This window comes from Actinosynnema sp. NPDC049800 (assembly GCF_040656635.1).
Classification (GTDB): domain Bacteria; phylum Actinomycetota; class Actinomycetes; order Mycobacteriales; family Pseudonocardiaceae; genus Actinosynnema.
In genome coordinates this window covers 116888-138253 of sequence record NZ_JBFAMT010000014.1, presented here as the reverse complement: position 1 = coordinate 138253, position 21366 = coordinate 116888, and the positions used below count along the sequence as shown (strand labels likewise).

General features: G+C 71.6%; 15 protein-coding genes and 1 pseudogene. 6 read left to right on the top strand and 10 right to left on the bottom strand.

What is annotated here, in order from left to right; genetic code table 11:
• The first annotated feature begins 127 nt into the window (after nucleotides 1–127).
• The 3 genes from AB0I91_RS19195 (at nucleotide 128) to AB0I91_RS19185 (ending at nucleotide 3641) form a co-directional block, all read left to right on the top strand.
• Entirely contained in the window at nucleotides 128–2026 is a 1899-nt protein-coding gene (locus tag AB0I91_RS19195; RefSeq protein WP_499637903.1) for a RiPP maturation radical SAM C-methyltransferase, read from the top strand.
• The gene (locus AB0I91_RS19190) at nucleotides 2023–2694 is read left to right on the top strand and encodes a DUF5825 family protein (protein WP_499609228.1); all 672 of its coding nucleotides are present in this window, start codon (nucleotides 2023–2025) and stop codon (nucleotides 2692–2694) included. Before AB0I91_RS19195 ends, AB0I91_RS19190 begins: the two co-directional genes overlap by 4 nt.
• A 269-nt stretch (nucleotides 2695–2963) precedes the next feature.
• A complete protein-coding gene (locus tag AB0I91_RS19185) occupies nucleotides 2964–3641 on the top strand; it encodes a hypothetical protein (RefSeq protein WP_499637901.1) in 678 nt (225 codons plus the stop codon).
• A gap of 60 nt (nucleotides 3642–3701) precedes the next feature.
• Here AB0I91_RS19185 and AB0I91_RS19180 read toward each other — a convergent pair whose 3' ends face one another.
• From AB0I91_RS19180 to AB0I91_RS19165, 4 genes are all read right to left on the bottom strand, one after another.
• A complete protein-coding gene (locus AB0I91_RS19180) occupies nucleotides 3702–7031 on the bottom strand; it encodes a CHAT domain-containing protein (protein ID WP_499637897.1) in 3330 nt (1109 codons plus the stop codon).
• Nucleotides 7032–7093: 62 nt separating this feature from the next.
• The gene (locus AB0I91_RS19175) at nucleotides 7094–10126 is read right to left on the bottom strand and encodes a CHAT domain-containing protein (protein ID WP_499637894.1); all 3033 of its coding nucleotides are present in this window, start codon (nucleotides 10124–10126) and stop codon (nucleotides 7094–7096) included.
• Nucleotides 10123–11073 (bottom strand): hypothetical protein, encoded by a 951-nt coding sequence (locus tag AB0I91_RS19170; protein WP_499609238.1) that lies wholly within the window; start codon nucleotides 11071–11073, stop codon nucleotides 10123–10125. Before AB0I91_RS19170 ends, AB0I91_RS19175 begins: the two co-directional genes overlap by 4 nt.
• Nucleotides 11073–11474 (bottom strand): hypothetical protein, encoded by a 402-nt coding sequence (locus tag AB0I91_RS19165; protein ID WP_498777937.1) that lies wholly within the window; start codon nucleotides 11472–11474, stop codon nucleotides 11073–11075. The genes AB0I91_RS19170 and AB0I91_RS19165 overlap by 1 nt, the downstream gene beginning before the upstream one ends.
• A gap of 280 nt (nucleotides 11475–11754) precedes the next feature.
• Here AB0I91_RS19165 and AB0I91_RS19160 point away from each other — a divergent pair.
• Nucleotides 11755–12627: pseudogene (locus tag AB0I91_RS19160) on the top strand (NACHT domain-containing protein); the annotation flags it as partial.
• A gap of 63 nt (nucleotides 12628–12690) precedes the next feature.
• Here the strand turns inward: AB0I91_RS19160 and AB0I91_RS19155 are convergent.
• The gene (locus AB0I91_RS19155) at nucleotides 12691–13041 is read right to left on the bottom strand and encodes a hypothetical protein (RefSeq protein WP_499637959.1); all 351 of its coding nucleotides are present in this window, start codon (nucleotides 13039–13041) and stop codon (nucleotides 12691–12693) included.
• Nucleotides 13042–13309: 268 nt separating this feature from the next.
• Between AB0I91_RS19155 and AB0I91_RS19150 the strand changes: the two genes are divergently transcribed.
• Complete coding sequence (locus AB0I91_RS19150) at nucleotides 13310–13819, top strand: hypothetical protein (protein ID WP_499637956.1); 510 nt, start codon at nucleotides 13310–13312, stop codon at nucleotides 13817–13819.
• A gap of 33 nt (nucleotides 13820–13852) precedes the next feature.
• On the opposite strand, the gene AB0I91_RS19145 is transcribed toward AB0I91_RS19150, so the two are convergent.
• The 5 genes from AB0I91_RS19145 to AB0I91_RS19125 are packed head-to-tail and all read right to left on the bottom strand — an operon-like array spanning nucleotide 13853 to nucleotide 20528.
• Nucleotides 13853–15463, bottom strand: coding sequence for a family 20 glycosylhydrolase (locus tag AB0I91_RS19145; RefSeq protein ID WP_499637891.1), 1611 nt, complete (start codon nucleotides 15461–15463; stop codon nucleotides 13853–13855).
• Nucleotides 15460–16323: an ABC transporter ATP-binding protein gene (locus AB0I91_RS19140; protein WP_499637888.1), complete on the bottom strand. Its 864-nt coding sequence runs from the start codon at nucleotides 16321–16323 to the stop codon at nucleotides 15460–15462. Before AB0I91_RS19140 ends, AB0I91_RS19145 begins: the two co-directional genes overlap by 4 nt.
• Entirely contained in the window at nucleotides 16320–18047 is a 1728-nt protein-coding gene (locus AB0I91_RS19135; protein ID WP_499637885.1) for a dipeptide/oligopeptide/nickel ABC transporter permease/ATP-binding protein, read from the bottom strand. Before AB0I91_RS19135 ends, AB0I91_RS19140 begins: the two co-directional genes overlap by 4 nt.
• Complete coding sequence (locus AB0I91_RS19130; protein WP_499609253.1) at nucleotides 18044–18985, bottom strand: ABC transporter permease; 942 nt, start codon at nucleotides 18983–18985, stop codon at nucleotides 18044–18046. The genes AB0I91_RS19135 and AB0I91_RS19130 overlap by 4 nt, the downstream gene beginning before the upstream one ends.
• Before the next feature lie 4 nt (nucleotides 18986–18989).
• Complete coding sequence (locus tag AB0I91_RS19125; protein WP_499637882.1) at nucleotides 18990–20528, bottom strand: ABC transporter substrate-binding protein; 1539 nt, start codon at nucleotides 20526–20528, stop codon at nucleotides 18990–18992.
• A gap of 162 nt (nucleotides 20529–20690) precedes the next feature.
• On the opposite strand from AB0I91_RS19125, the gene AB0I91_RS19120 reads away from it, so the two are divergent.
• Nucleotides 20691–21332 (top strand): TetR/AcrR family transcriptional regulator, encoded by a 642-nt coding sequence (locus AB0I91_RS19120; RefSeq protein ID WP_499609258.1) that lies wholly within the window; start codon nucleotides 20691–20693, stop codon nucleotides 21330–21332.
• Nucleotides 21333–21366: the final 34 nt, after the last annotated feature.

The window sequence follows — 21366 nt, the reverse complement described above, 5'->3', positions numbered from 1 at the left end:
TCCGTCAAGGTCAGCTTCTGACGGCACGCCACCGGAGGTGGCAGAGGCGGGCGGTACCCGATCGCCCGCCTCCCACCCCTACCGGATCCGGACACCACAGACGCGAGCACGACGAAAGCGAGCCGCAGTGCGAATCGTTCTGGTCAACATGCCGTGGGCACTGATAGACGTGCCCTCGCTGGCGCTGGGCATCCTGAGCACGGCGGTGCGCCGCGAGGTCCCCGGTACCTCGGTCGAGGTCGTGCACGCCAACCTGGACTACGTGGACTGGATCGCCGAGCGCAGGTCGTTCACCGTCCGCGACTACTACTTCTACTCGCTCGACACCTACTTCCAGGGCGTCGGCGACTGGGTGTTCACCTCGGCGCTCTACGACGACCCGCACTGGCGTGAGGACGAGCTGGCCGAGCTGGTGCCGATGCCGGACGAGCAGCGCGCGATGTCCTTGGAGCTGCACGAGACCGCGCCCGAGTTCGTCGCGCAGACCGCTCGGCGCATCGCCGAGCGCAACCCGGACCTGGTCGGGTTCACGTCCACCTTCCAGCAGAACGTGCCCGCGCTGGCGGTGGCCAAGGAGCTCAAGCGGATCCTGCCGCACGTCCGCGTGGCCATGGGCGGGGCGAACTGCGACGGCGTGCAGGGCGAGGCGATCCATCGCAACTTCCCGTTCGTCGACTACGTGCTGCGCGGTGAGGGCGAGGTCTCCTTCCCCGCCCTGGTCCGGGCGATGCGCGCCGGCGAACCGCCGACCGCGGTGCCCGGCCTGTGCTGGCGGGACGACGACGGCGCGGCGGTCGTCAACCCCATGGTGACCACACCGCTGGCGCCCGCGCAGATCGTGGCGCCGGAGTACGACGGCTACTTCGAGCGCCTCGACGAGTCGGTGGTGCGCGACTGGCTGGACCCGAAGCTGGTCGTGGAAGGCGCTCGCGGCTGCTGGTGGGGCGAGAAGCACCACTGCACGTTCTGCGGGCTCAACGGGTCGTTCATGCAGTTCCGCAGCAAGAGCCCGGACGTCTTCTGGGACGAGATCGTCGAGCTGGTGCGCAAGCACCAGGTGCTGGACATGTTCGTCGTGGACAACATCCTGGACATGAACTACGTGCGCACCCTGCTGCCCGCGATCATCGAGTCCGGGTACGACCTGCGCATGCAGTACGAGATCAAGTCGAACATGAACCGCGGCCAGCTCGCCACGCTCGCCGCGGCCGGGTTGGTCAACGTGCAACCCGGCGTCGAGAACCTCAACAGCCGGGTCCTCAAGATCATGGACAAGGGCGTGACGGGCTGCCACAACGTGCGGATGCTGCGCGACGCGGCGTCGGAGGGCCTGTCCATCGCGTGGAACTACCTCTACGGCTTCCCGGGCGAGACCGAGGACGACTACCTGCCGGTGATCGAGCAGATGCCCGCCCTGCACCACCTGCCGCCGGTGGAGGGCGTCGCGCGGATCGTCATCGAGCGGTTCAGCCCGTACTTCAACCGCCCGGAACTCGGGTTCGCCGACCTGGGGCCCGGCACGCAGTACGCGATGAACTACGACCTCCCGCGGACCGAGCTGATGGACCTGGCCTACCTGTTCACCTCCGACTCGCTCGGCGTGGGCGAGGACGTCGGGGACCGGCTGCGCGACGCCGCCGAGCGGTGGCAGCGGGAGTTTCCCACCAGCAGGCTCAGCCACACCGACCTGGGCGACCGGATCCTGCTCGTCAGCCGCCGCGCGGACTTCGACTGGACCAGCCGGTGGCTGGACGACCCGTGGGAGGTCGCGCTGTTCCGGCTGCTCGACCAACCGCACGCGCCGGGCGCGCTGTCGCGCAAGCTCGCCGCGGCGGGGCTGGACGCCGACCCTGGTCGGATCGCCGACGCCCTGGCGGAGTGGCTGCGGCTCGGGGTGCTGTTCACCGAGTGCGACACCTACGTGCACGTGGCGCCGATTGCCCGCAACCAGGACCTGATGAAACTGCCCCGGCCCGACGCCGAACCGGAGCACACCCGGCCCGACATCGAGGAGGTGCCCGCGTGACCGCCGCCGTCGAGGCATTCGACCACCGCCCCGCCCCGGTCCCGCTGCTGCTCTGGCGCGACCACGACGACGCCGTCCTGCACCTGCCGGAGTTGGCGATGGGGGAGCAGCCCGCGTCGGGCGACCCGCAGGCCACGGCCGCGGACCTGTACGCCAGGGGCGTCCGCAAGGTCTCCGTCGGCAGCCCGGTGGACCTCTCCGGCGGGATGGACGCCAGGACCCTGGTGTGGCTCATGGTCTTCCTGCGCGAGCTGACCAGTTGGAGCGTCGCCTACGACTGGACCATGATCTCCGGCCGGAACCAGGACGTCTGGGCCCGCCTGAACCACTTCCACCCGCCGCGCGCCCTGCCGGACCACCCCGACGCCGACGCGGTCCTGGAGCAGTGGCGGAGCACGTACTACCTGTGCAAGTGCATCCACCGGCACGGTCCGGGCTTCCTGGAGGTCAGGGACCGCCGGGCGGGTGACCTGTCGCGCTTCGTCATCGACGATCCCGAGTACCTCGCCGCGGTGGAAACCCTGATGCCGGGCGCGCGGTCGGACTCGATCCCCCCGGACGTCCTGGCCCACCTCATCGACGAAGGGCTCGTCGGCACCGTGGACGCCTTCGCCTGGTGGCTGCCCTACCGCGTCCGCCGCTGGCCCTGGCCGTCGATGATCGTCTGACCCCGCCGCCGTGGCCCCGGTCTCCGCCCGCATCGGTTCCACTCGACCGGGTGAACTGTCGGACCAGCGCGACGAGGGCGCCCGTCCTCCGCACTGACTCCGAACTGAGCCGGGAAGGCACTCCGCCCGTCGGTTGCCTGCAGCGCGGCCCGGCGCCAGGTGCCGCGATCTCGGTGAGCGGCAGGGCGGCGGTCAGCCGATCACCGAGTCCGAGGGCGATCACAGCGACGTGCAGACCCGAACCGCGGCTGTCGATAAGGTGTCGACGCATGGGGTTCGACATCGCGGCGGCGGTGGAGCGGGCGGCGGTCGATCGGGACGGCGCCTGGCGGTTCGTGCGTGAGTACGCCGAGCATTTCGTGACGCCGCTGGGCGACGACGACGGGTGCGCCGTCGACGAGGCCGAGGAACGGCTCGGTGTGCGGCTGCCCGCAGCGGTGCGGGAGGCGTACGCGCTGTTCGGCCGGCGAACCGACCTGACCAGCAACCAGGACGAGCTGCTCAGACCGGACGAGCTGAAGGTGTGGGACGGCGTGCTCGTGCACCGGGTGGAGAACCAGGCGTGCGCGTACTGGGGCGTGGCGCTGTCCGGGGACGACCCGCCGGTGTTCGTGCGACCGGATCTCGCCGACAAGCGCGTGGAGATGTGGGAGCCGTTCGTCGACCGGTTCTCGCTGGCGTGCGTGGAGATGGTGCTGGCCGAGTCGCTGCTCCTCGAAGACGGGTTGACCGACTGCCGTGAGCTGGAGGGCGAGGAGGAGCGGCTGCGGGTCGAGCGCGTGTTCGCGGCGTTGGCCGTGCCGGAGGTGGGTGATTCGCGCTGGTACGCGAACCACGACGCGGTGGTCCGCGTCATCGGGAGCGGGTTTCTGGTGGTGCGCGGCCGGACTTCGGGCGCGTTGGCAGCCGTCTTGGCGGCGTTCCCCGGCGAATGGCTGTTGTCCTAGGGAACGAGGCGTTGGGCTTCTGCGTGGACAGTGCGCCGTCCAAGCACAGGGGGCGGCGGCTCACACCCCGGTGAGGAAGAACGATCCCCAGTAGTACGGATGCGCGTACGGCCGGGTCCCGGCCCAGAGCCGGTGCCCGAGCCGACCCAGACCGGGAGGCACCGCGACCAGGTCGGGGAACTCGTCGGCGAAGTCCGCGTTGGTGCTGTCGCGCAGCCAGTTCCGGGCCACCTGCAAGGCCGCGGCCGGCTCCGTGCACTCGGACCGCCAGCAGGCGTGGAACTTCGCCATGAGCAGGGTCGTCGCCCGGTCGGGAACGGCCCACTGCGACGCGACCACCCCGGCGAATCCCGTCTGGAGCAGCCCGGTCGCCAGGCTCAGGAACTCGTCGGGCAGGTCCGTGCCCGCGAGCCCGGTCTCGCACGCCGACAGGATCGCGAGGCGCGACCGCACGGTGCGGAGCTGGAGCAGGTCCTCCAGGGTGAGGATCCCGTCGCTCATGAGCAGCCCGCCGCGCAACGGCTCGGCCCCGCCGGAACGGCCGTGGCAGACGAAGTGCGCCACGTCGCACGCCGTCAAGGCCGACAGGACGGCCGACCGGGTCGCCGCGCCGCCCGCAAGCCTGGTGGCCTCGGCGAATCGGCCCACGACCCGGTTCACCTCGGCGGTCGCGGAGGGCAGGTCCGAGTCCGGGGACTCGACCGCGAGGACGGACTCCGTCCGCGTCTGCGACCGGGTTCGCGCCGCCCACCGGCGCATGCCGTCGGACACCGCGTAGGTGATGAGCGCCTCGTCGCCCGCGTGGCGGCGACCGCCGGGACGGTCGGTGCCGGGCGTCCACGCCGCGTGCAGCGGCAGGGAGGCGAGCGCCCCGTCGGGGATCAGGCACAGTTCCCGCACCGGCTCCAGGACCTCCAGCAGCGGGCCCATGACGGCCGTCCACGACCAGGAGCAGGCCGCGTCGAGCCGGTCGAACCAGCGCCGCCGGTCCTCGTGCCGGGCGTCGTACGCCGACCGCAGCTCCGCCACGGTCGTCGCCAGGACGGCGTCGCGCAGGTCGGGCAGCCACACCGCCGACACGCTCCCGTTCCGGGCGATCAGCGCCACCCCGCCGAGGTCGGCGGCCACGAGGTACACCACGGCGTCGTCGGCGCCGGTGACCGGCAGGGCATCGGGCACGCGGAGGAAGCCCTCCTGGCCCGGCAGCGCCCTGATCCGGTCGATGACCGACGTGAGCTTCCGACCCGCGGCATCGCGCAGCCGCGCGAACGCCTCCGCGCCCTGCCGTGCGGCCAGGTCCGCCTGTTCCACCTGCCGCACGGCGGCGGCCGCTTCCTCGTACTCGGCGACGAGCGCGTCGTGCCCTGCCGCGGCGAGCGCGGCCAGGTCGGCGAAGTCGCGCTCCAGGTTCTCCGAGAGCGCCATCGCCCGCCCGCGGTCCAGCACGAGCACCGCGGCCCGCAGATCGCCGTGACGAGCCAGCGCGTACGCGGCGTCGGACGGCAGGTTCCCGGCCTCGCGCAGCCAGACTTCGCGTTCCCACCGACCCGGCATGGTGCGGTAGAGCCGGTCGCGCAGTCCTAACGCGTGCTGGTAGATGGTGATCGCCAGTGGCGGGTCGCCCGCCCGCATCGCCACCCCGGCGAAGGTGTCGCTCATGGTCAGCACGATCGCCGCGGGCAGGTCCGCGAGGTCGTCGACCACCTCCCGGACGAGCCCGACCGCGCGTTCCAGATCGGCGGGGCTGCCGGTCAGCAGCGAACGACTGCCCAGCGCTCGCACGAGGTTGTGCAGGGTGTTGACCCGGGACGGTTCGTCGGGACCGAAGCCCTCCAGTCCGAACTCCAGCGCCCGCACGGACTCGTCGAGGGCGGCGGGGTCGGCGCTCGCCTCGTAGAACGTCGACAGCAGCCACCCGTAGTTCGACACCGCCACGGCGTAGCGCGGCGACTCCGGCGGAAGGCGGTCCAGCGCTGCTTTGATCGCCGTCAGGGCCTCCATCAGGATTTCGGTGTCGTGGTCCCGCTGCGCCTTGGCCTCCAAGGCGACGGCGAGATTCATGTGGATGACGGCGAGGTCGGCGCTGTCGGCGGGGGCGAACTCGGCTGCGCCGCGCAGGGCCTCGATCGCCCGATCCAGCAAACCCGGGTCACTGGTGCTCCGGTAGAGCTCGTTGAGCGTGGCGCCCACGTTGCCCAGCGCGCTCTCGTAGCCGAATCCGGTCTTCCGCGGTGTGTGCTCCAGCGCCGCTTCCTGCATCTCAAGGGCGCGGAACGCGGCGCCGAGGTCGCCGGTCAGGCGATAGCGCGCCATGAGAGCGGAGCCGAGGTTGACGCGGGAGAGGTAGTCGGACGAGGTCCGGTCCTTCGCCGCGGCGGCAACGGACGTCTCGAACAGCGCGATCGCGTCGTCCAGGTCGGTGACGTCGCCCGCGGCGTGGTAGCGGTCCAGCAGCACCGCGCCGAGGTTCGACCGGTGTCCGAGGAGGTCCTCGGAGTCCGCCGGGGTGAGTTCGAAGGCTCGCCGGGACGAGTCCACGGCCCGGTCGAGGTACTCCGGCTCGCCCGTCTGCTCGTGAAGGAGCGCTTCGACGGCGCCGAGGTTGCTGAGAACCGAGGGCAGTGCCGGATCGTCGTCGTCCAGCGCTGTCGCGGCCTGTTCCATGGCCCACACGGCCTTGTGGACGGTCCGGACGTCGCCGCTCACGTAGAAGAGCGTCCGCAGCAGGACCGCCATGTCGTTGGCCGCCACGCAGTGGACGCGACTGCCCGGCTCGGCCAAGTCCATGGCCAACCGGTAGTGCTGGACGGCCGACACCGCGTCCTCGACCACGTCGGTGAGCGAGTAGATCGCGGCCAGCGTGCCGGCCAGCTCGCCCGCGACCTCCGCCGCGTCCGCGGTCTGGGCGGCGTTGCGCCTCCTGCGGGTGCGGTGCCGTTCCAGCCGTGCGTGGAGGTCCTGGGCCCGTTCGGTCAGCTCGGTCAAGCGGTCCTGGTCGATCTGCGCGATCTGCCGCAGGACGTCCTCCCGCAGCGCCTCGTCCTCGAACGGCGGATCGTCGAGGTGGAACCCGTAGAACGCGTCCCGGACGTCGTCCAGGTTCCCGGTCAGCCGCCCTTTCTCCGCCGCGGTGTCCCTGAGCACGAACGCGTACGGTTCGCGGCGGGGCGGTCGGGTGAGCTCGCACAGCTCCTTGACGAGTCTGATCACCTCGTCGATGTCGTCGAGGTCCCCGTCCTCGCGGAACCGGTGGAACGTCGCCAGCGCGGCCTCGGCCAGCAGCGCCTCCCGCCTCAGCTCGGCCGAGGGCGTCGTCCCCTCGAGTTCCGCGCGCAGCCCCGCGACGATCTCGACCAGTCGCGCCAGCCCGTCGTCCTCCTGAGCCACCATGTCCCCTCCCTCTGACCGGATACCGGGTTCGCCCGCGTTGTTTCCTCCGGCACCGTGTCCGTTCAGCGGCCCCACAGCGCGAACGCCGCCCAGTGGTAAGGATGGGTGTGGGGCCGTGCGGTGAGCCACAGGCGACGGGCAGCGGGCGGCATCCGGTCGTGGACATCGCGGAGCAGGTGCGGGAAGCGGTCGAGTTTGGTGGCGTTGTCGCTGTCGCGGACCCACTGTTGCGCTTCGCGCAGCGCCGCGGCCGGGTCCGGCAGGCTGTGCGGCCAGCTGTCGTAGAAGGCCGCCATGAGCAACGCGGTCGCCAAGTCGGGCACCGCCCACAACGAGCCGACCGCGCCGGTCACCCCGGTCTGGAGCGTCACCGCGGGCAGGCTGATGGCTTCCTCCACCAGGATGGTGCCGCCGATCCCCGTCTCGCACGCGGAGAAGACCGCGAGCCTGGCCCGCACCGCGCCGAGGCCCAGGATCTCGTGCAGCGTCAGCGTCCGGTTCCCGGCGAGCAGCAGCCCGCTCGACAGCGGGTCGGTCAACTGCGCCGACCCGTGGCACGCGAAGTGCAGGACCCCGTGCCGGCCGAGGTTCTCCAACACCGCCCGAGGAGTCGCCGACACCGAGTCGAGCCGCCGATGGCGGGGGAAGGCCGCACACGCCGCGTCGGCCTCGACCGACGCGAAGAGCAGGGGCGTCGCACGCGTCGAGGCGGGCTCGGTGACGACGAGCAGGCTGTCGGCGGGGCCGGGGTCCTCCCGCGCTCGGCGCAGGGTCGGGCCGTAGGTGATCAGCACCTGGTCGCCCGCGTAACGCCGACCGGATTCGCCGGGGCGCCAGGCGGCGTGCAGCGGGAGCAGGCCGAGCAGCCCGGTCGGGACCAACCGGATCCGCGGCGTCGAGTACAGCTCCGCCAGCAGCGGCCCCATCGTCGTGTCCCACGCCCACCGGGTGACGTCGTCGATCGCGCCCAGCCACGCGGCCGGGTCGGCGCCGCGATCGCGGTAGGCGTCGAGGTAGCCGTGCACCCGGTCGAGCAGGGCGTCGGAAACGAGGTCCGGCAGCCAGATCGCGAGAGGGTCGCGTTCGGCGGAAGCGACGAGGGCCAGACCACCGGCCGGTGTGGCGACGAGGAACCCGACCGGCTCGCCCAAGGCGTCCGTGTCGAGGTCCTCGGCCGGCAGCAGGAACCTCTCGTGGCCCGGGACCCGCCGGACTTCGGCCAGCACCTCGTCGAACTCGGCGCGGACTCGCTTGGCCTCGTGCTGGGTCAACCCGGGGTCCTCGGACAGGGGTGAGACGCGCAGCTGCCGGACGCGTGCCGCCGCGGCCCGGAACCGGTCGCGCAGTTCGCCGCCGAGGGAGCTCAGGTCGGCGTTGTCCCGTTCGAGCGTCTCCGACAACAGCCTGGCCCGGCCCTGTTCCAGGGTGAGCAGCGCTTCCTCGTGGCGGCCCAGCTTGGCCAGCGCGTAGGCGGCGCGGACGGGGAGCGCGCCGGTGTGGTTCAGCCGGACGAAGTGCGTGCGCGGGTGGAGCTGCGTGGCCGCCAGCAGCCGTGCCGCGACGATGGCCTTGCCGAACGCTTCGGCGGCGAGTTCCCAGTCCGCGTTCCGGGCCGCCCAGTCGCCCCACTGGACGGCGGTGCGCAGAGCGGCAGGGGGCATGGTCGACATGCCCCTGTCGTAGGCGAGGCGGAACCGGGCGGTGGCGGCGTCCCGATCCCCGCTCTCGGCGAACTGGTCGTGCCGCTGGGCCAACGCCCAGGCATGGCGGCCGAGGCTCAGGCTGTGGTTGATGGTGGAGTCACGGTCGTCCAGCTCCGCGGCTTCGCCGCTGAGAGCGACCGCGCGGTCGAAGTCGGCACGCGCACCGGTACCCACCCCTCGCAACACGAGAGCCGTGGCCAGTCCGATCAACACGGCCGGCCGATGGCCGGTGTCCGCCGACTCCAGGGCTTCCTCCAGGAGCGGTATCGCTCGGGCGAGCGACGAGGGGTCGTCGGCGTTCGTCGCTCGCAAGACCAGTGCGTGGCCGAGCATCTCCAGGAACGACGCGCGCATCGGGTGGTCCGCCGGGACGAGCGCGAGCGCCTGCGCGTGCAGCTCGATCGCGCGGTCGAGATCGGCGATGTCGGGGCTGAACTCGAACCGCTTGGTCAAGGCCACCGCGACGTTGCGCAGGTACCACGCATAGCTCGGGGATTCCCGCGGCGCCGAGTCGAGTGCCTGCTCGAACCGGTCGATGGCCAGTTCCAGGTCGGAGATGTCACCGGACACGACATAGCGGTTGAAACGCAGGCCACCCACCGTGTTGGCCGTGCTCGGACCCTCGTTCGCGAGGTGGGCGCCGTGCCGCAGCGCTTCGTCGAACCACTCGATCGCGGCGTCGATGTCGGCCGGCAGGCCGGTGCGCCGAGCCCGCGCGGCGAGACTGCGCGCGAGGCTCCGCTGGAACGCCGACGGCCCACCGGGCCCATGACGGTCGACGACCTCCCGCTGGAGAGCGACCGCCCGGTCGATGTCGGCACGGTCGCCTCCGGCCTCGAAACGCTCGCGCAGGCAGTTGCCGAGGATGTTCAGCGCGGTCGGGTAGTCGGGATGGCGCGGCGGCACCAACCTGATCGCGCCGCCCAGCAGCGCGATCGCGTCGTCCAGGTCGTCCGGCCGACGGTCGGTCGACGCGCGGACGCGGAGGGCGCCGGCGATCAAAAGCTGGTGGTAGAGCCGGTCCGTGCCGGCGGCCTCGGCCAGCGCCAGCGCCGCCTCGGCGGCCAGCAGCGACCGCTCGTTGGCGGCGCGCTCCTCGTCGCGCCTGCCGTACTGGCCCGCCCACTCCCGGTGCAGCCGCTCGGCTTGGGCGTAGTGGGCGACGGTGACGAACAGGTCGTCCGGTCCGGCCACCACCAAGGCGGACTCCAGCCATGCCAAGCCTTCGGCCAGCGCGTCACCGTCATAGGTGCGGTTGAACCGGTCCACCAAGCGCATCCCGTTGTCGTAGGCCTCTGCCCAGTCGATGTCCACCGGTGCGGGGGGGTTCCAACTCGTGCCCGAGCGGATCGCCCGCAGCCGTGCTGCCACGAGGTCGGGAGGTGCGCTCATGAAGAGGGTGCCTCGAACACGGGTTTCTCGGCGTCACTGCCGCGCCAGAGGTATGACGTCACCGCCTTGCCCGCGCCGTGCTCCTGCGCGGGGTTCTCGGGCCTGGGCCAGCGCAGGGCGGTGTACAGCTCGCCCCGGTGCAGGTCGAACGCCGCCTCGACCAGTTCCCCGTAGGCGGCTGCCCGGGGAACCGCCCACAGCCGGTACGCCACGACGGCGAACACCACGGCCGCGGGGAGCGCGACGGGTTGCCACGGTGTCCACACGACGAACAACGCCGCCCAACAACACGCTCCGATCGCGGTGTCCAAAGCGCCGCGCGCGGCGGTCAACTCCTGGCGCGCCGTGTCGGGCATGCACAACCACAGTCGCGGCCAGCAGATCACCGCGTCCAACCCGTACTTGTCGGTCGGTCGGGTCTCGGCGGCGCGCAGGACGTTGCCCAGCCGGGTCGGCATCAGCCTGGCCGGCTCCTGGAGGTCGGCTTCCGTCGGGAACCTCCTCAGCCAGAGCTCCAGCCGCGCCGTCCGGTCGACCGAGCGCCGCCGCGCCACGCCGCTCAGCGACTCGTCCTCCTTCAGCGCCTCGGCCCGTTGAAATCGCTCCTCGGCCCGACGGACGCGCCAAGCCGTCCACCTCACCAGCGGCCAGCGCAGCCAGAAGGGCCAGCCGTAGCCTTCCAACACCTGTGTCACCGGCAGCGTCACGCGAGCGACCAGGCTCGCCGAGCCCGCCACCACGACGAGCGCCCCGACCACCAGCGCGCCCTGCACGAGGGCGGGCCGCGCCGAGATCCAGGTGCTCACCGTCGTCACGGCGGCGCCGAACCCGAAGCGCCACGCCAGCGCGCCGAGCCCGAGCGCCCAGAACACCAGCGACCCCACCGCCGTCGACGACCAGCGATCGGCCAGCTTCGACCCGACGCCCTGCCAGAAGGCGGTGAGCATCACCGCTCCAGCGGGGTCTTGTGCGTCGGGCACGGCGGCACGCGAACGCCGACGGCCCGTCGGTAGAACACGTAGTCACCCTCCGGGCACCGGAACTTGTCCGGGGACGGCGCTTCGGGCACACCCGGCAGCCCCTGGAACGCCCGCTCGCGCAACTCCGCGACCTCGGGCGGGCAGCCGTGCTCGAGGAACCCGGCGGCCCACGCCTGGACCTCGGCGGACCGCGACAGCATCTCCGCCACTCGATCCGCCACCGCGTGCCCGCCCCGAGCCGACGCCAACAGCGCCGCCAACTCCGCGTCCAACTCGGCCGCGGTGGGCTGCCCGACCAGTTCGGACAGGTACGGTCGCACGGCGCGGGCCGCGTCGAGCAGCACCTCGTCCTCGTCCGGGGAACTCATGGGTGCGAAGGTAGTGACAATCGCCCCTTCGTGGGCCCGAATCCACTCGGACAGGTGCCTGCGTGCTCCCTTGAGCAAGTCGCCGGCCACCAAGACCTACGACTGGATCCACCACCTGTCGAGGTCGGATTGTCCCCGAACGGCGGGGGCCGAATTCGAATGACCGCCGGCCCGGCATTCGGCTCTGGCGACCGGCCTCGCACGGACGCCGCCGGACCCCGGCACGGCGGAACGCGCGCGGACGCTGGGACGATGGACTTCTCGGGGAGGTGGGTGATCGGTGCGGTCACGGGGCTCGGCATTGCTCGCGGTAGGGCTGGTCACGCTGGTGCTGGTGTGGTCGACGTGGTGGCTGCTCGACAGGACCGCGCCCGACGACGGAGCAGGAATCGCCAACGTGCTCGCGCTCGGCCCGGGGATCGTGGGTGCGGTCGCCGGCGTCGTGGCGCTGCGTCGCGGTTCCACCAGCCGTCAGGACATCGCCGGGCACGCCCTTCGGTTGCTCACCGCGGTCGGGACCGGCGAGGCCAGGCAGCTGGGACGTCTGTTGGGCGACACCGGCGCCGCCAGGCCGGCGAACGTGGAGTTCGGCCAGGTGGAAGCGGCGCTGGTGCGCTGGCGGGGTGACGGTGGCGGCCGTACCGGCTCCGCGGCCACCATTTCCTCTTACTACCGCGAACTGGACCGGGGACGACTGGTCCTCCTCGGCGAAGCGGGGTCGGGCAAGACCGTCCTCGCGCTGACCCTGCTGCTGGACCTCGTCGCGGTGGCGCAAGCCGCGCTCCACTCCGCTGACACCACTCGCGTCCGGGTGCCCGTCAGGATGAGCGTGTCCGGTTTCGCCCACTCCGCCGACGCCGACCCGGCTGCGGTGCGCCGTCGCCTCGACGAGTGGATGGCGGAGCAGTTGACGGCGACGTACGGAGTCCCTTCCACCGTGGCGAAGGCGCTGGTCGTCGAGGGGTGGCTGCTGCCCATCCTCGACGGGATCGACGAGATGGATCCCGATGAAGGCCCTCCTACCAGGGCGCGCCTGCTGCTCGCCGCGCTGAACCTGCCCACGGGTCCGGCGCCGCCTCCTGTCCTTCTCACCTGCCGAACGGCCCGGTACCACGCGTTGGCCGATCAGGAGCCGCTCGAGGATGCCACCGCGGTGGTGATCCGACCGCTGGACGCCGAAAACGTCATCGGGTGGCTGCGCCACCGCTTTCCCCGTTCAGGACAGCCGGACGGGGTCGAACGGCGGTGGCAACCGATCGTGCGACGCCTGCGCCGTCATCCCCAGGGCCGCCTCGCGCGTTGCCTGAGCAATCCGCTGCGCCTCTACCTCGCCGTCACGGTGTACCAAGATCGGGACAGCACCCCGGCTGACTTGAACCGCCTGGACGGCGAAGCGTTGGAGGCTCATCTGCTCGACCGGCTCGTGCCCGCGGTAACCGCGCACCACCAGCGTTCGAGCAGGCGGCACTACCGAACGGACGAGGTCATCCGCCGGCTGCACGCGCTGACTCGGCACTTGGCGCGGACGGCCGCGCAAGGCGGTTCCGCTACGGACTTCCACGTCCACGAGCTGTGGCGCTCGACCCCGGACACCACGGTCGCGCGGGCGAAGTTCGCGGGCGCATCCTTGGCCGCCGGGCTTTGCGTGCCCGCGGTCGGGTGGTTCCTGTCGGGTCAGACCTTCCGATCACCGATGACCTACTCGAACTGGGCCGACCTCGCGTCCAGTCTCATCGCCCTGATCGGCGTGCTCTGGTGGAGCGCCGCGTCGGCGGGTGATCCGCCCAAGCGGATCTCCTTCCGTCGCTTCCGCGTACCCCCTGTCGAAATTCCTCGTGTTCGGGTTGACCTTTTCAACTTTCTACGCCGTAGCGTCCCTGTTCCAGGGTGTGGCCGAAGGTGGGCTCGCCGACGTGACAGGAAGACTCGCCGAGACCCTCGACGCAGGCGTGGTCCTCATCCCGGCTTTGCTGACGGCCGCCGTCGCATTCGGCGCCCACCAGGCACAAGAGGTCCTCAGTCGTCCCAGCGACGCGATGCGCATGGCGCTGTATCGCGACCTGTACCTGTTCCTCGTCCTCGTCACCGGTTTGTCCCTGGCCATGCGGGAGGCATCGGGCATCGCGGTGGTGGTGGCCACCTGCGTGGTCACCGCCAGTTCACCTTGGCCGCGGTACCTGCTCGCATTGCGCGCATACCACCGGGAAGGCCTGCTGCCGTGGAGGCTCGGCCACTTCCTCGACTGGGCTCACGCGGCCGGCATCCTGCGGCTGACGGGCACCGCTGTGCAATTCCGCCACCGCGACTTGCAACGCCATCTCGCGTCCCCGCACGACCCGTCGTGACACCAACTGCTCGGGGCCTGCTCAAGCCGGTAGTCAACCGCTCCTTCCGGGCCGCTCCACGAGCTCCGGGTTCGGGTGGGCTGCCTGGTACGCGGCCTGGAAGCCCAGGGCGTGCCACGTGTCGACGTGGCCGGCGAGTCGTCGCTGGTGATCACGCCACTCGGTGACCCGCCGGGTCCACGCCTTCTCCGCGGTTCCCGCGAGCCTCGGCAAGAGCAGGAACGCCAGGTCGTCGAACGAGTCGACCGTCTCGCACCAGATCGCCGCCTCGACCCCGGCGACCTCCGCTCCCGCCGCCGCGATCTCCGGCAGCGCGCCCGGATGCCAGTCGAACGCCTGCTCCGGGGTCCGCGGCTCGTAGTCGGCGTGCCCGGCGCGTCGCCGCCGCCGCTCCGACTCCTCGTCGGCCGCGGGGTCGGCGTAAGGGCGGTCGAGGTAGAGCGTCGTGTTGGACGACACGAGCACCGGAACGCCCGCTGCCACCGCTGCGGGCACGTCACCGGGCGCGAGCGCGAACATCCGGGCGGCGTCCTCGATCAGGGGGTGCAGCGCGGCCGGCGCGCGTTGCTTGAGCCGTTCGGTGTCGAAGGAGTTGTCCGGGCCGATCCAGTACTGGAGCACGTCGGCCGAGTCCAGGCAGCCCGCGCGTGCCGCCTCCTGCCAGGCCACGACCCTCTTGCCCGCGGACCGGAGCTGGGCGTGCGCCTCCTGGACGAACCGCCGGTACGCCTGCGTCGGCATGCCGAACGGCTCGTCGGCCCCCAGGTGCACGAACGGCCCCGGCGCCAGGCGGACGAGCTCGTCGAGGACGTCGCGGGTGAAGGCGACGGCCTCGGGCACCTCGGGGTCGAGGTAGCACACGTACGGGTGCGCCGGTTCGGTGTCGCCGCGCAGTTCCGGGTAGGCGGCGAACGCGGCGGCCACGTGGCCGGGCACGTCGAACTCGGGGACCACGGTGACGTACCGCTGCGCCGCGTACGCGATGATCCGGCTGAGCTCGTCCCGCGAGTAGAACTCCGCGGTGGCGCCGGGACCGGCGCCCGTGAGCCGCGGCCGGCCGGCGACCTCCGCCCGCCACGCCTGGGTGTCGGTGAGGTGCAGGTGCAGGACGTCCAGCTTGTACCAGGCGAGGAGGTCGACGATCCGGCGGATCTCCGCCGGTGTGGAGTAGTGGCGTGCGAGGTCCAGGGACAGGCCGCGCCACGCGTGGGCGGGGCCGTCCTCGATCACGACGGCGGGGACCGACCCGGGTTCCGGCTCGATGAGCTGGAGCAGAGTGGTGAGCCCGCGGAACGCGGCCTCATCGCCCGCGGCCTCCACGAGCACGCCGTCGGGGCCGACCGTCAGCCGGTACCTCTCGTCGGCCGCAGCCGCCCGGGGATCGACCCCGTCCGGCGGCCGCACGTCCGTGAGCCCCAAGGCGACCGGATCGTCCACGACGACCGTGATGTCGCCGGACGAGCCCACCCGGACGTCGAGGCCGTGCAGCCGTCGTGCCCAGGTCGTGAACCACTCGGTCACGCCAGGGGCGAGGCCGGGCGGCACCGCGATCGCGACCGTGCCGGACGTCCCGAGCGGAACGCGTCCCGGCCGCGTGGTGGTGATCCGTGCCGGCAGTGGCACGAGGGGCAGGTCCGGCGTCATGCGGTCTCCTCGATCCGGCGTCGGTGCAACGCGATCCGGTGGGCCCGCTGGGCGGCGGGGTCGGCGACGGGCGCGGACAGCAGCAGCCGCTGCGTGTACGGGTGCCGGGGCGCCGTGGTGACCTGCCCGGCTTCCCCGGACTCGACGATGTGACCGCGGTGGATCACGCTCACCCGGTGGCTCAGGTACCGCACCACGGACAGGTCGTGGGAGATGAACAGGTAGGCGACGCCGGTCTGCTGCTGGATCTCCAGCAGGAGGTCCAGCACGGTGCGCTGCGTGGTGAGGTCCAGCGCGGACACCGGCTCGTCGCACACGATCAGCTCGGGGCCGATCGCGAGCGCCCGGGCGATCGCGATGCGCTGCCGCTGCCCACCGGAGAACTCGCGCGGGAGCCGTTGGGCGGCATCACCCGGCAGCTTGACGCGGTCCAGCAGGTCGGAGACCTTGCGGCGGGCGTCGTGCCCCGTCATCCTCTGCGCGTGCAGCGGTTCGGCGAGCGTCTCCCCGACCGGGATGGACGGGTTCAGCGAGGCGTACGGGTCCTGGAACACCACCTGGAGGTGGCGGCTGAGCAGTCGGCGCCGTCGACCGGTGGCGTGCTCGATGCGCTCGCCCCGGAACTCGACTGTCCCGCCGCTCACGGGGACGAGGCCGAGCACTGCTCGCCCGATCGTCGTCTTGCCGGATCCCGACTCGCCGACCAGACCGACCGTCTCACCGGGTCGGATGTCGAGTGAGACACCGTGCAGGACGTCCACCCGCGGCGCACGCCACCCCTTGCCGGGGAACGACACCCGCAGGTCGCGGACGTCGAGGATCCGCGCGGACGCCGGGTCGGACAACGCGCTGCCGCTCATGCCGGCACCTCCGCGATTCGTGGCGCGACCCAGGCGGGACGCGCGGGGACGTCGTCGAGCACGGCCTCGACCAGGGTTCGCGTGTACGGGTGGCGCGGGCGCTTGAGCACCTGTTCGACGTCACCGGTCTCGACCACGCGCCCGGCCTCCATCACGGCCACGCGGTCGCAGAGGTCGGCGACGACGCCGAGGTTGTGCGTCACCAGCAGCACACCCAGGCCCCGCTCGGCCTGCAGGCGGCGCAGGAGGTCGAGCACCTCGGCTTGGACGGTCACGTCCAGCGCCGTGGTCGGCTCGTCGGCGATGAGCAGGTGCGGGTCGCAGCTCATCGCACCGGCGATCAGCACGCGCTGCGCCATGCCACCGGAGATCTCGTGCGGGTGGGAGTCGAAGACGCGCCGGGGATCGGTGATGTCCACCTGGCGCAGCAGGTCGAGCGCTCGCTCCGTCGCGGCCTTGCGCGAGGACCCCAAGCGCACCCGGATCGGTTCCACGAGCTGGCTGCCGACGGTGAACGCGGGGTCGAGGTTGCTCATCGGCTCCTGAGGCACGTAGGCGATGACCCCTCCTCGCAGCGCGCGGTACTCCTTCTCCGGGAGACCGACCACCTCCGTGCCGGCGACCAGGACGCTGCCCCGCGTGACCCGACCGCCCTCGGGCAGGATGCCCAGGACCGAGAACGCCGTCTGCGACTTGCCGGAGCCCGACTGGCCCACCAGACCGACGACCTCCCCCTCGGCGACGTCGAGGTCGACCCCGCGCACCACCTCGACGGCCGTCGCGCCGTGGCCGTACGACACGGCGAGGTCGCGGACGGACAGCAGCGACGCCCGCTCGCCGGCGGTGTCCAGCGTGGTCGGTGGGTCGACCCGGACGCGTCGGGCCGCGCGCGGCTTCGGGACGGGGGCGCCCCGGTCTTCCAGGACGTCGCGCAGCGCGCTCGCCAACAGCACGAGGGCGGCGCTGGTCAGGCCGAGGGCCAGCCCCGGCCACAGCATCAGCAGCGGGTTGCGCTGCAGGTTCTGGAACGCCTCGTTGAGCATCGCGCCCCACGTCGGGGCGTCGCCGCTGCCGATGCCGAGGAACTCCAGACCGGCCTGCAACCCGATGGCGATGCCCGCGACGAGGGCGACCTGGATGATGATCGGCGCGCGGACCACGATGAGGACGTGCCGCGCGATGATCCGGCGGTCGCGCAGGCCGGACACGCGGGCGGCGTCGACGTAGAGCTCGCGGCGGACGTTGGCCACGATGCCGCGCACCAGCCGGAAGAAGCTCGGTGCCACGAGGACGCCGAGGACGACCATGAGGACCGGCACGGTCGGGCCGAGGATGGCCCTCGACGCGAGCAGCACGATCATCGCCGGGAGGGCCATCACGAAGTTGCTCGCCCAGTTCGCCAGGGAGTCGAACCACTTGCCGTAGTAGCCCGCGACCAGACCGCTGGGAACACCGAGGCCGAGGGCGACCACGAGCGCGATGAGCGCGCCGCCGAGGCTGTTGCCGCCGCCGTGGAGCAGGCGGGACCAGACGTCGCGGCCCGCCGAGTCGAACCCGAGAGGATGACCGGGCTCGGGCCCGGCGAACGCCTTGCCCAGCTCCGCCGCGCCGGGCAGGTGCGAGGCCAGCACCGGCGCGAGCAGCACCGCGGCGACGATCAGCGCCAGCAGGGCTGAGGAGGCCATGGCCTGGGGGTTGCGCAGGAACCGCTGGGCCGTGCTCATGCCGTCCTCGCCTTCGGGTTGAGCCAGCCGATGAGCACGTCGACGGCCAGGTTGATCACCACGACGCAGACGACCGTCGTCATGACCAGGCCCATGATGATCGGCGTGTCACCGCGGGTGGTGTAGGTGACGGTCATGGAGCCGATGCCCGGCAGGCCGAAGATCTGCTCGACGAGCACCGCCCCGCCGAGCAGGCCCACGAACTGCATGCCGAGCACGGTGAGCGCCGGCGCCGAGGCGTTGCGCAGCACGTGCCGGAACAGCACCCGCCGGGGTGGCAGGCCCCTGGCCCGCAGCGTCCGGACGTAGTCCTGGCGCAGCACGTCGATGACGGAGCCGCGAACCTGTTGGGAGACACCGGCCACGGAGGCGACGGACAGCGACAGGATCGGCAGGACCACCGTGGACAGCCACCCCGGGACCGACGACGTCAGCGGGACGTAGCCGATCGCCGGGAACCACCGCAACTGCACGGCGAAGACCAGCACGATCACGAGCGTGACCAGGAAGCCGGGCAACGCGTAGCCGACCACGCCCAGCACCTGCACGAACCGGTCCACAACGCCCCGCCGCACGCCCGCCCACACGCCGAGGGAGAAGGCGAGCACCGCGGTGACGAGGGTGACGCCGAGCATCAGGCTCAGCGTCACCGGCAGCCGGTTGCCGATGGCCGTCAGCACGTTCTCGCTGGTGAACCACGACGTGCCGAGGTCTCCGGTCACCGCGTCGCCCAGCCAGCTCGCGTACCGGGCGAGGACCGGCTGGTCCAGGCCGAGCGCCGCGTTCTTGGCGTCCACGACGTCCTGCGTCGCGGCCTGCCCGACGAGCTGCCGCGCCACGTCGAGGTGTGGCACCGACAGCAGCACGAACGAGACGAAGGAGATGGCGAAGAGGAGGAAGACACCCGCAGCCAGCCGGCGGAGGACGAACCCGAGCATGGTCTCAGCCGACCGACTGGTAGTTGTACAGCGACGGGACGGCCATGCCGGACTGGGGCCGCGCCGTGACGCCGCCGTCGGTGACCAGCGCGTAGGACATGCGGTAGAACGGGACGAACCACGCGTTCTCGACGAGGTGGCGGTTGAGGGCCCGCACGTCCTCCACGGCGTCACCGGCCGGCGCGGCCTGGATCTTCGGCGTCAGCGCCTTCACCGTGTCGTCGGTGTAGCCGAACAGGTTGAACGTCCCCGGCAGCACCAGGTCCTTGATGACCAGCCAGTCGTCGGCGGACTGGCCGAGGTTCATCACGAACCCGGAGAACTCGCGGTCGGAGAAGATGCGGCGCAGCGCGTCGCCCTGGTCGACGTCCACCCACGTGAGGGTGATGCCCACGTCGGCGAGGTCGGACCGCAGCGACGAGGCGATGGCCTCCGTGACGATGGAGGACATCCGCGGCATCTTCAGCTCGAAGCCGTCCGCGTGCCCGGCCTCCGCGAGCAGCCGCTTGGCCTTCTCCGGGTCGTGGGCGTAGTAGGAGTCCAGGTCTTCCTGGTAGGCGGAGGTGTCGGTGCCGAAGATCTGGCTCGTGCTCGCGCCCTTGCCCCGGCGGATCTGCTCCAGCATCGTCTTGCGGTCGATCGCGTGGTTGAGCGCCTGCCGCACCCGCACGTCGGCGAGTTCGGGGGTGACCTTGCCGGCGCGGTCGAACAGCAGGATGCCCTGGAAGTCGAAGTCCACCGGGGTGGTGGTGAGGCCGACGGCGCCGTCCAGGCTCGACTGCTGGTTGGCGTCCTGGATGACGGCCGTGTCGACCTGTCCGGTCTTGAGGCCGTTGACGATGGCGGTCTCGTTGTCGAACACGGTCATGGTGACGCCGTCGAACGGCAGGCGCTCGCCCCAGTAGTTCTCGGCGCGGCGGTAGACCCACTTCGTCCCGACGACGGTCTGGGCGGCGTCCAGCTCGTACGGTCCCGTGCCGTCCGGGGTGGTCTTCAGCTTCTCCGCGTCGGCGAACGCGGCCGGGTTGGCCATGAGGCCCGCCGCGTCGGACAGGTAGTGCGGGTAGGCGGGGTCGGGGGCGTCCAGGTGCAGCACGACGTGCGTCGCGTCGACCACCTCGACCTGCTTGAGGCCGGAGAACCACTTCGCGTTCGCGCCCGTGCTCGCCTTGAAGCGCTCCAGGTTCGCCTTGACCGCCGAGGCGTCGAAGGCCGAGCCGTCGTCGAACTTCACGTCGTCGCGCAACGCCAGCGACAGCTTCGTGCGGCTCGGGTCCCACGTCCACGAGGTGGCGAGCATCGGGCTGTACGCGCCGTCGGGCTCGCGCTTGAGCAGCGAGTCGTAGGTGGCCTGGAAGAAGGGCAGCGCGCCGCCGACCGCGGTGACCGGGTCGAGGCTCTGCGGGATGGTCATCGTGGCGATGTCGAGCGTCGGGTCGCTCTGGCCGGCGGCCCCACCGCCCGCTCCGGAGCACCCGGTCAGCACCAAGGCGACCGCCACCGCGCCCGCCGTCCCGGCGGTGGGGAATCTGCGGATCCTCATGGGCAACTCCTGTCTGCGTGCCGGGCTTCGCTGCCCGCCTACCGGGCCTGATCGGACCGACGACCTAGAACTCACCATGTGGTAAGTTTTACGGGCCACATGGTAGGCACATCGGCGGGCTCGATGTCCAGACCACTTCGATAACGCCGCGGAGGAGACACGATGGCGAGTGCAGGCCCCGACCGCGTGAGGAGCGGCTCGCCGATCCCGGCCAAGCGGTACACGAAGGGCGACCGCACCAAGGAGCGGATCACCGACGCCGCCGCGGAGCTGTTCGCCAAGTCCGGCTACCTCGCGGTGTCGCTGCGGGACATCGCCGCGGCGGCCGGGCTGACCCACGCCGGCGCCCTGCACCACTTCCCGGGCGGGAAGGACGAACTGCTCATGCGGGTGCTCGAACGACGCGACCAGATCGACGCCGACGTCCTGTTCGACGAGCACCTCGACGCCTGGGACCACCTCGACCAGTTGCTCCACATCGTCGAGCGCAATGCCATGACGCCCGGCCTCGTCGCGCTGTACGCCAAGCTCTCCAACGAGGCCAGCGATCCCGACCATCCGGCGCACCGGTACTTCCTGCGGCGGTACGAGATCCTCCGCGAGCACTTCGCGACCATCCTCGGCGAGGCGGTGGGCGGCCGGGACCGGCTCGACCCCGAGGCGGCGGCGCAACAGCTCATCGCCCTGCTCGACGGGCTGCAGACGCAGTGGCTGCTCGCCCCGGGCACGATCGACATGCGCGGTCGCCTGCTGGACTTCCTCGCCCTGCTCGGCGTCGACGTGACCCGCTGGAAGTCGGGCTGACCCCCGGACGCCGAAGCCCCCGTCAAAGCTCACC

What these genes read in the sequence shown, in the direction of transcription:
- AB0I91_RS19180 (WP_499637897.1), bottom strand. Translation starts at nt 7,031, where the DNA reads ATGGTGGCTCAGGAGGACGACGGGCTGGCGCGACTGGTCGAGATCGTC.
- AB0I91_RS19135 (WP_499637885.1), bottom strand. Translation starts at nt 18,047, where the DNA reads ATGAGCACGGCCCAGCGGTTCCTGCGCAACCCCCAGGCCATGGCCTCC.
- AB0I91_RS19175 (WP_499637894.1), bottom strand. Translation starts at nt 10,126, where the DNA reads ATGAGCGCACCTCCCGACCTCGTGGCAGCACGGCTGCGGGCGATCCGC.
- AB0I91_RS19125 (WP_499637882.1), bottom strand. Translation starts at nt 20,528, where the DNA reads ATGAGGATCCGCAGATTCCCCACCGCCGGGACGGCGGGCGCGGTGGCG.
- AB0I91_RS19185 (WP_499637901.1), top strand. Translation starts at nt 2,964, where the DNA reads ATGGGGTTCGACATCGCGGCGGCGGTGGAGCGGGCGGCGGTCGATCGG.
- AB0I91_RS19165 (WP_498777937.1), bottom strand. Translation starts at nt 11,474, where the DNA reads ATGAGTTCCCCGGACGAGGACGAGGTGCTGCTCGACGCGGCCCGCGCC.
- AB0I91_RS19140 (WP_499637888.1), bottom strand. Translation starts at nt 16,323, where the DNA reads ATGAGCGGCAGCGCGTTGTCCGACCCGGCGTCCGCGCGGATCCTCGAC.
- AB0I91_RS19120 (WP_499609258.1), top strand. Translation starts at nt 20,691, where the DNA reads ATGGCGAGTGCAGGCCCCGACCGCGTGAGGAGCGGCTCGCCGATCCCG.
- AB0I91_RS19130 (WP_499609253.1), bottom strand. Translation starts at nt 18,985, where the DNA reads ATGCTCGGGTTCGTCCTCCGCCGGCTGGCTGCGGGTGTCTTCCTCCTC.
- AB0I91_RS19170 (WP_499609238.1), bottom strand. Translation starts at nt 11,073, where the DNA reads ATGCTCACCGCCTTCTGGCAGGGCGTCGGGTCGAAGCTGGCCGATCGC.
- AB0I91_RS19145 (WP_499637891.1), bottom strand. Translation starts at nt 15,463, where the DNA reads ATGACGCCGGACCTGCCCCTCGTGCCACTGCCGGCACGGATCACCACC.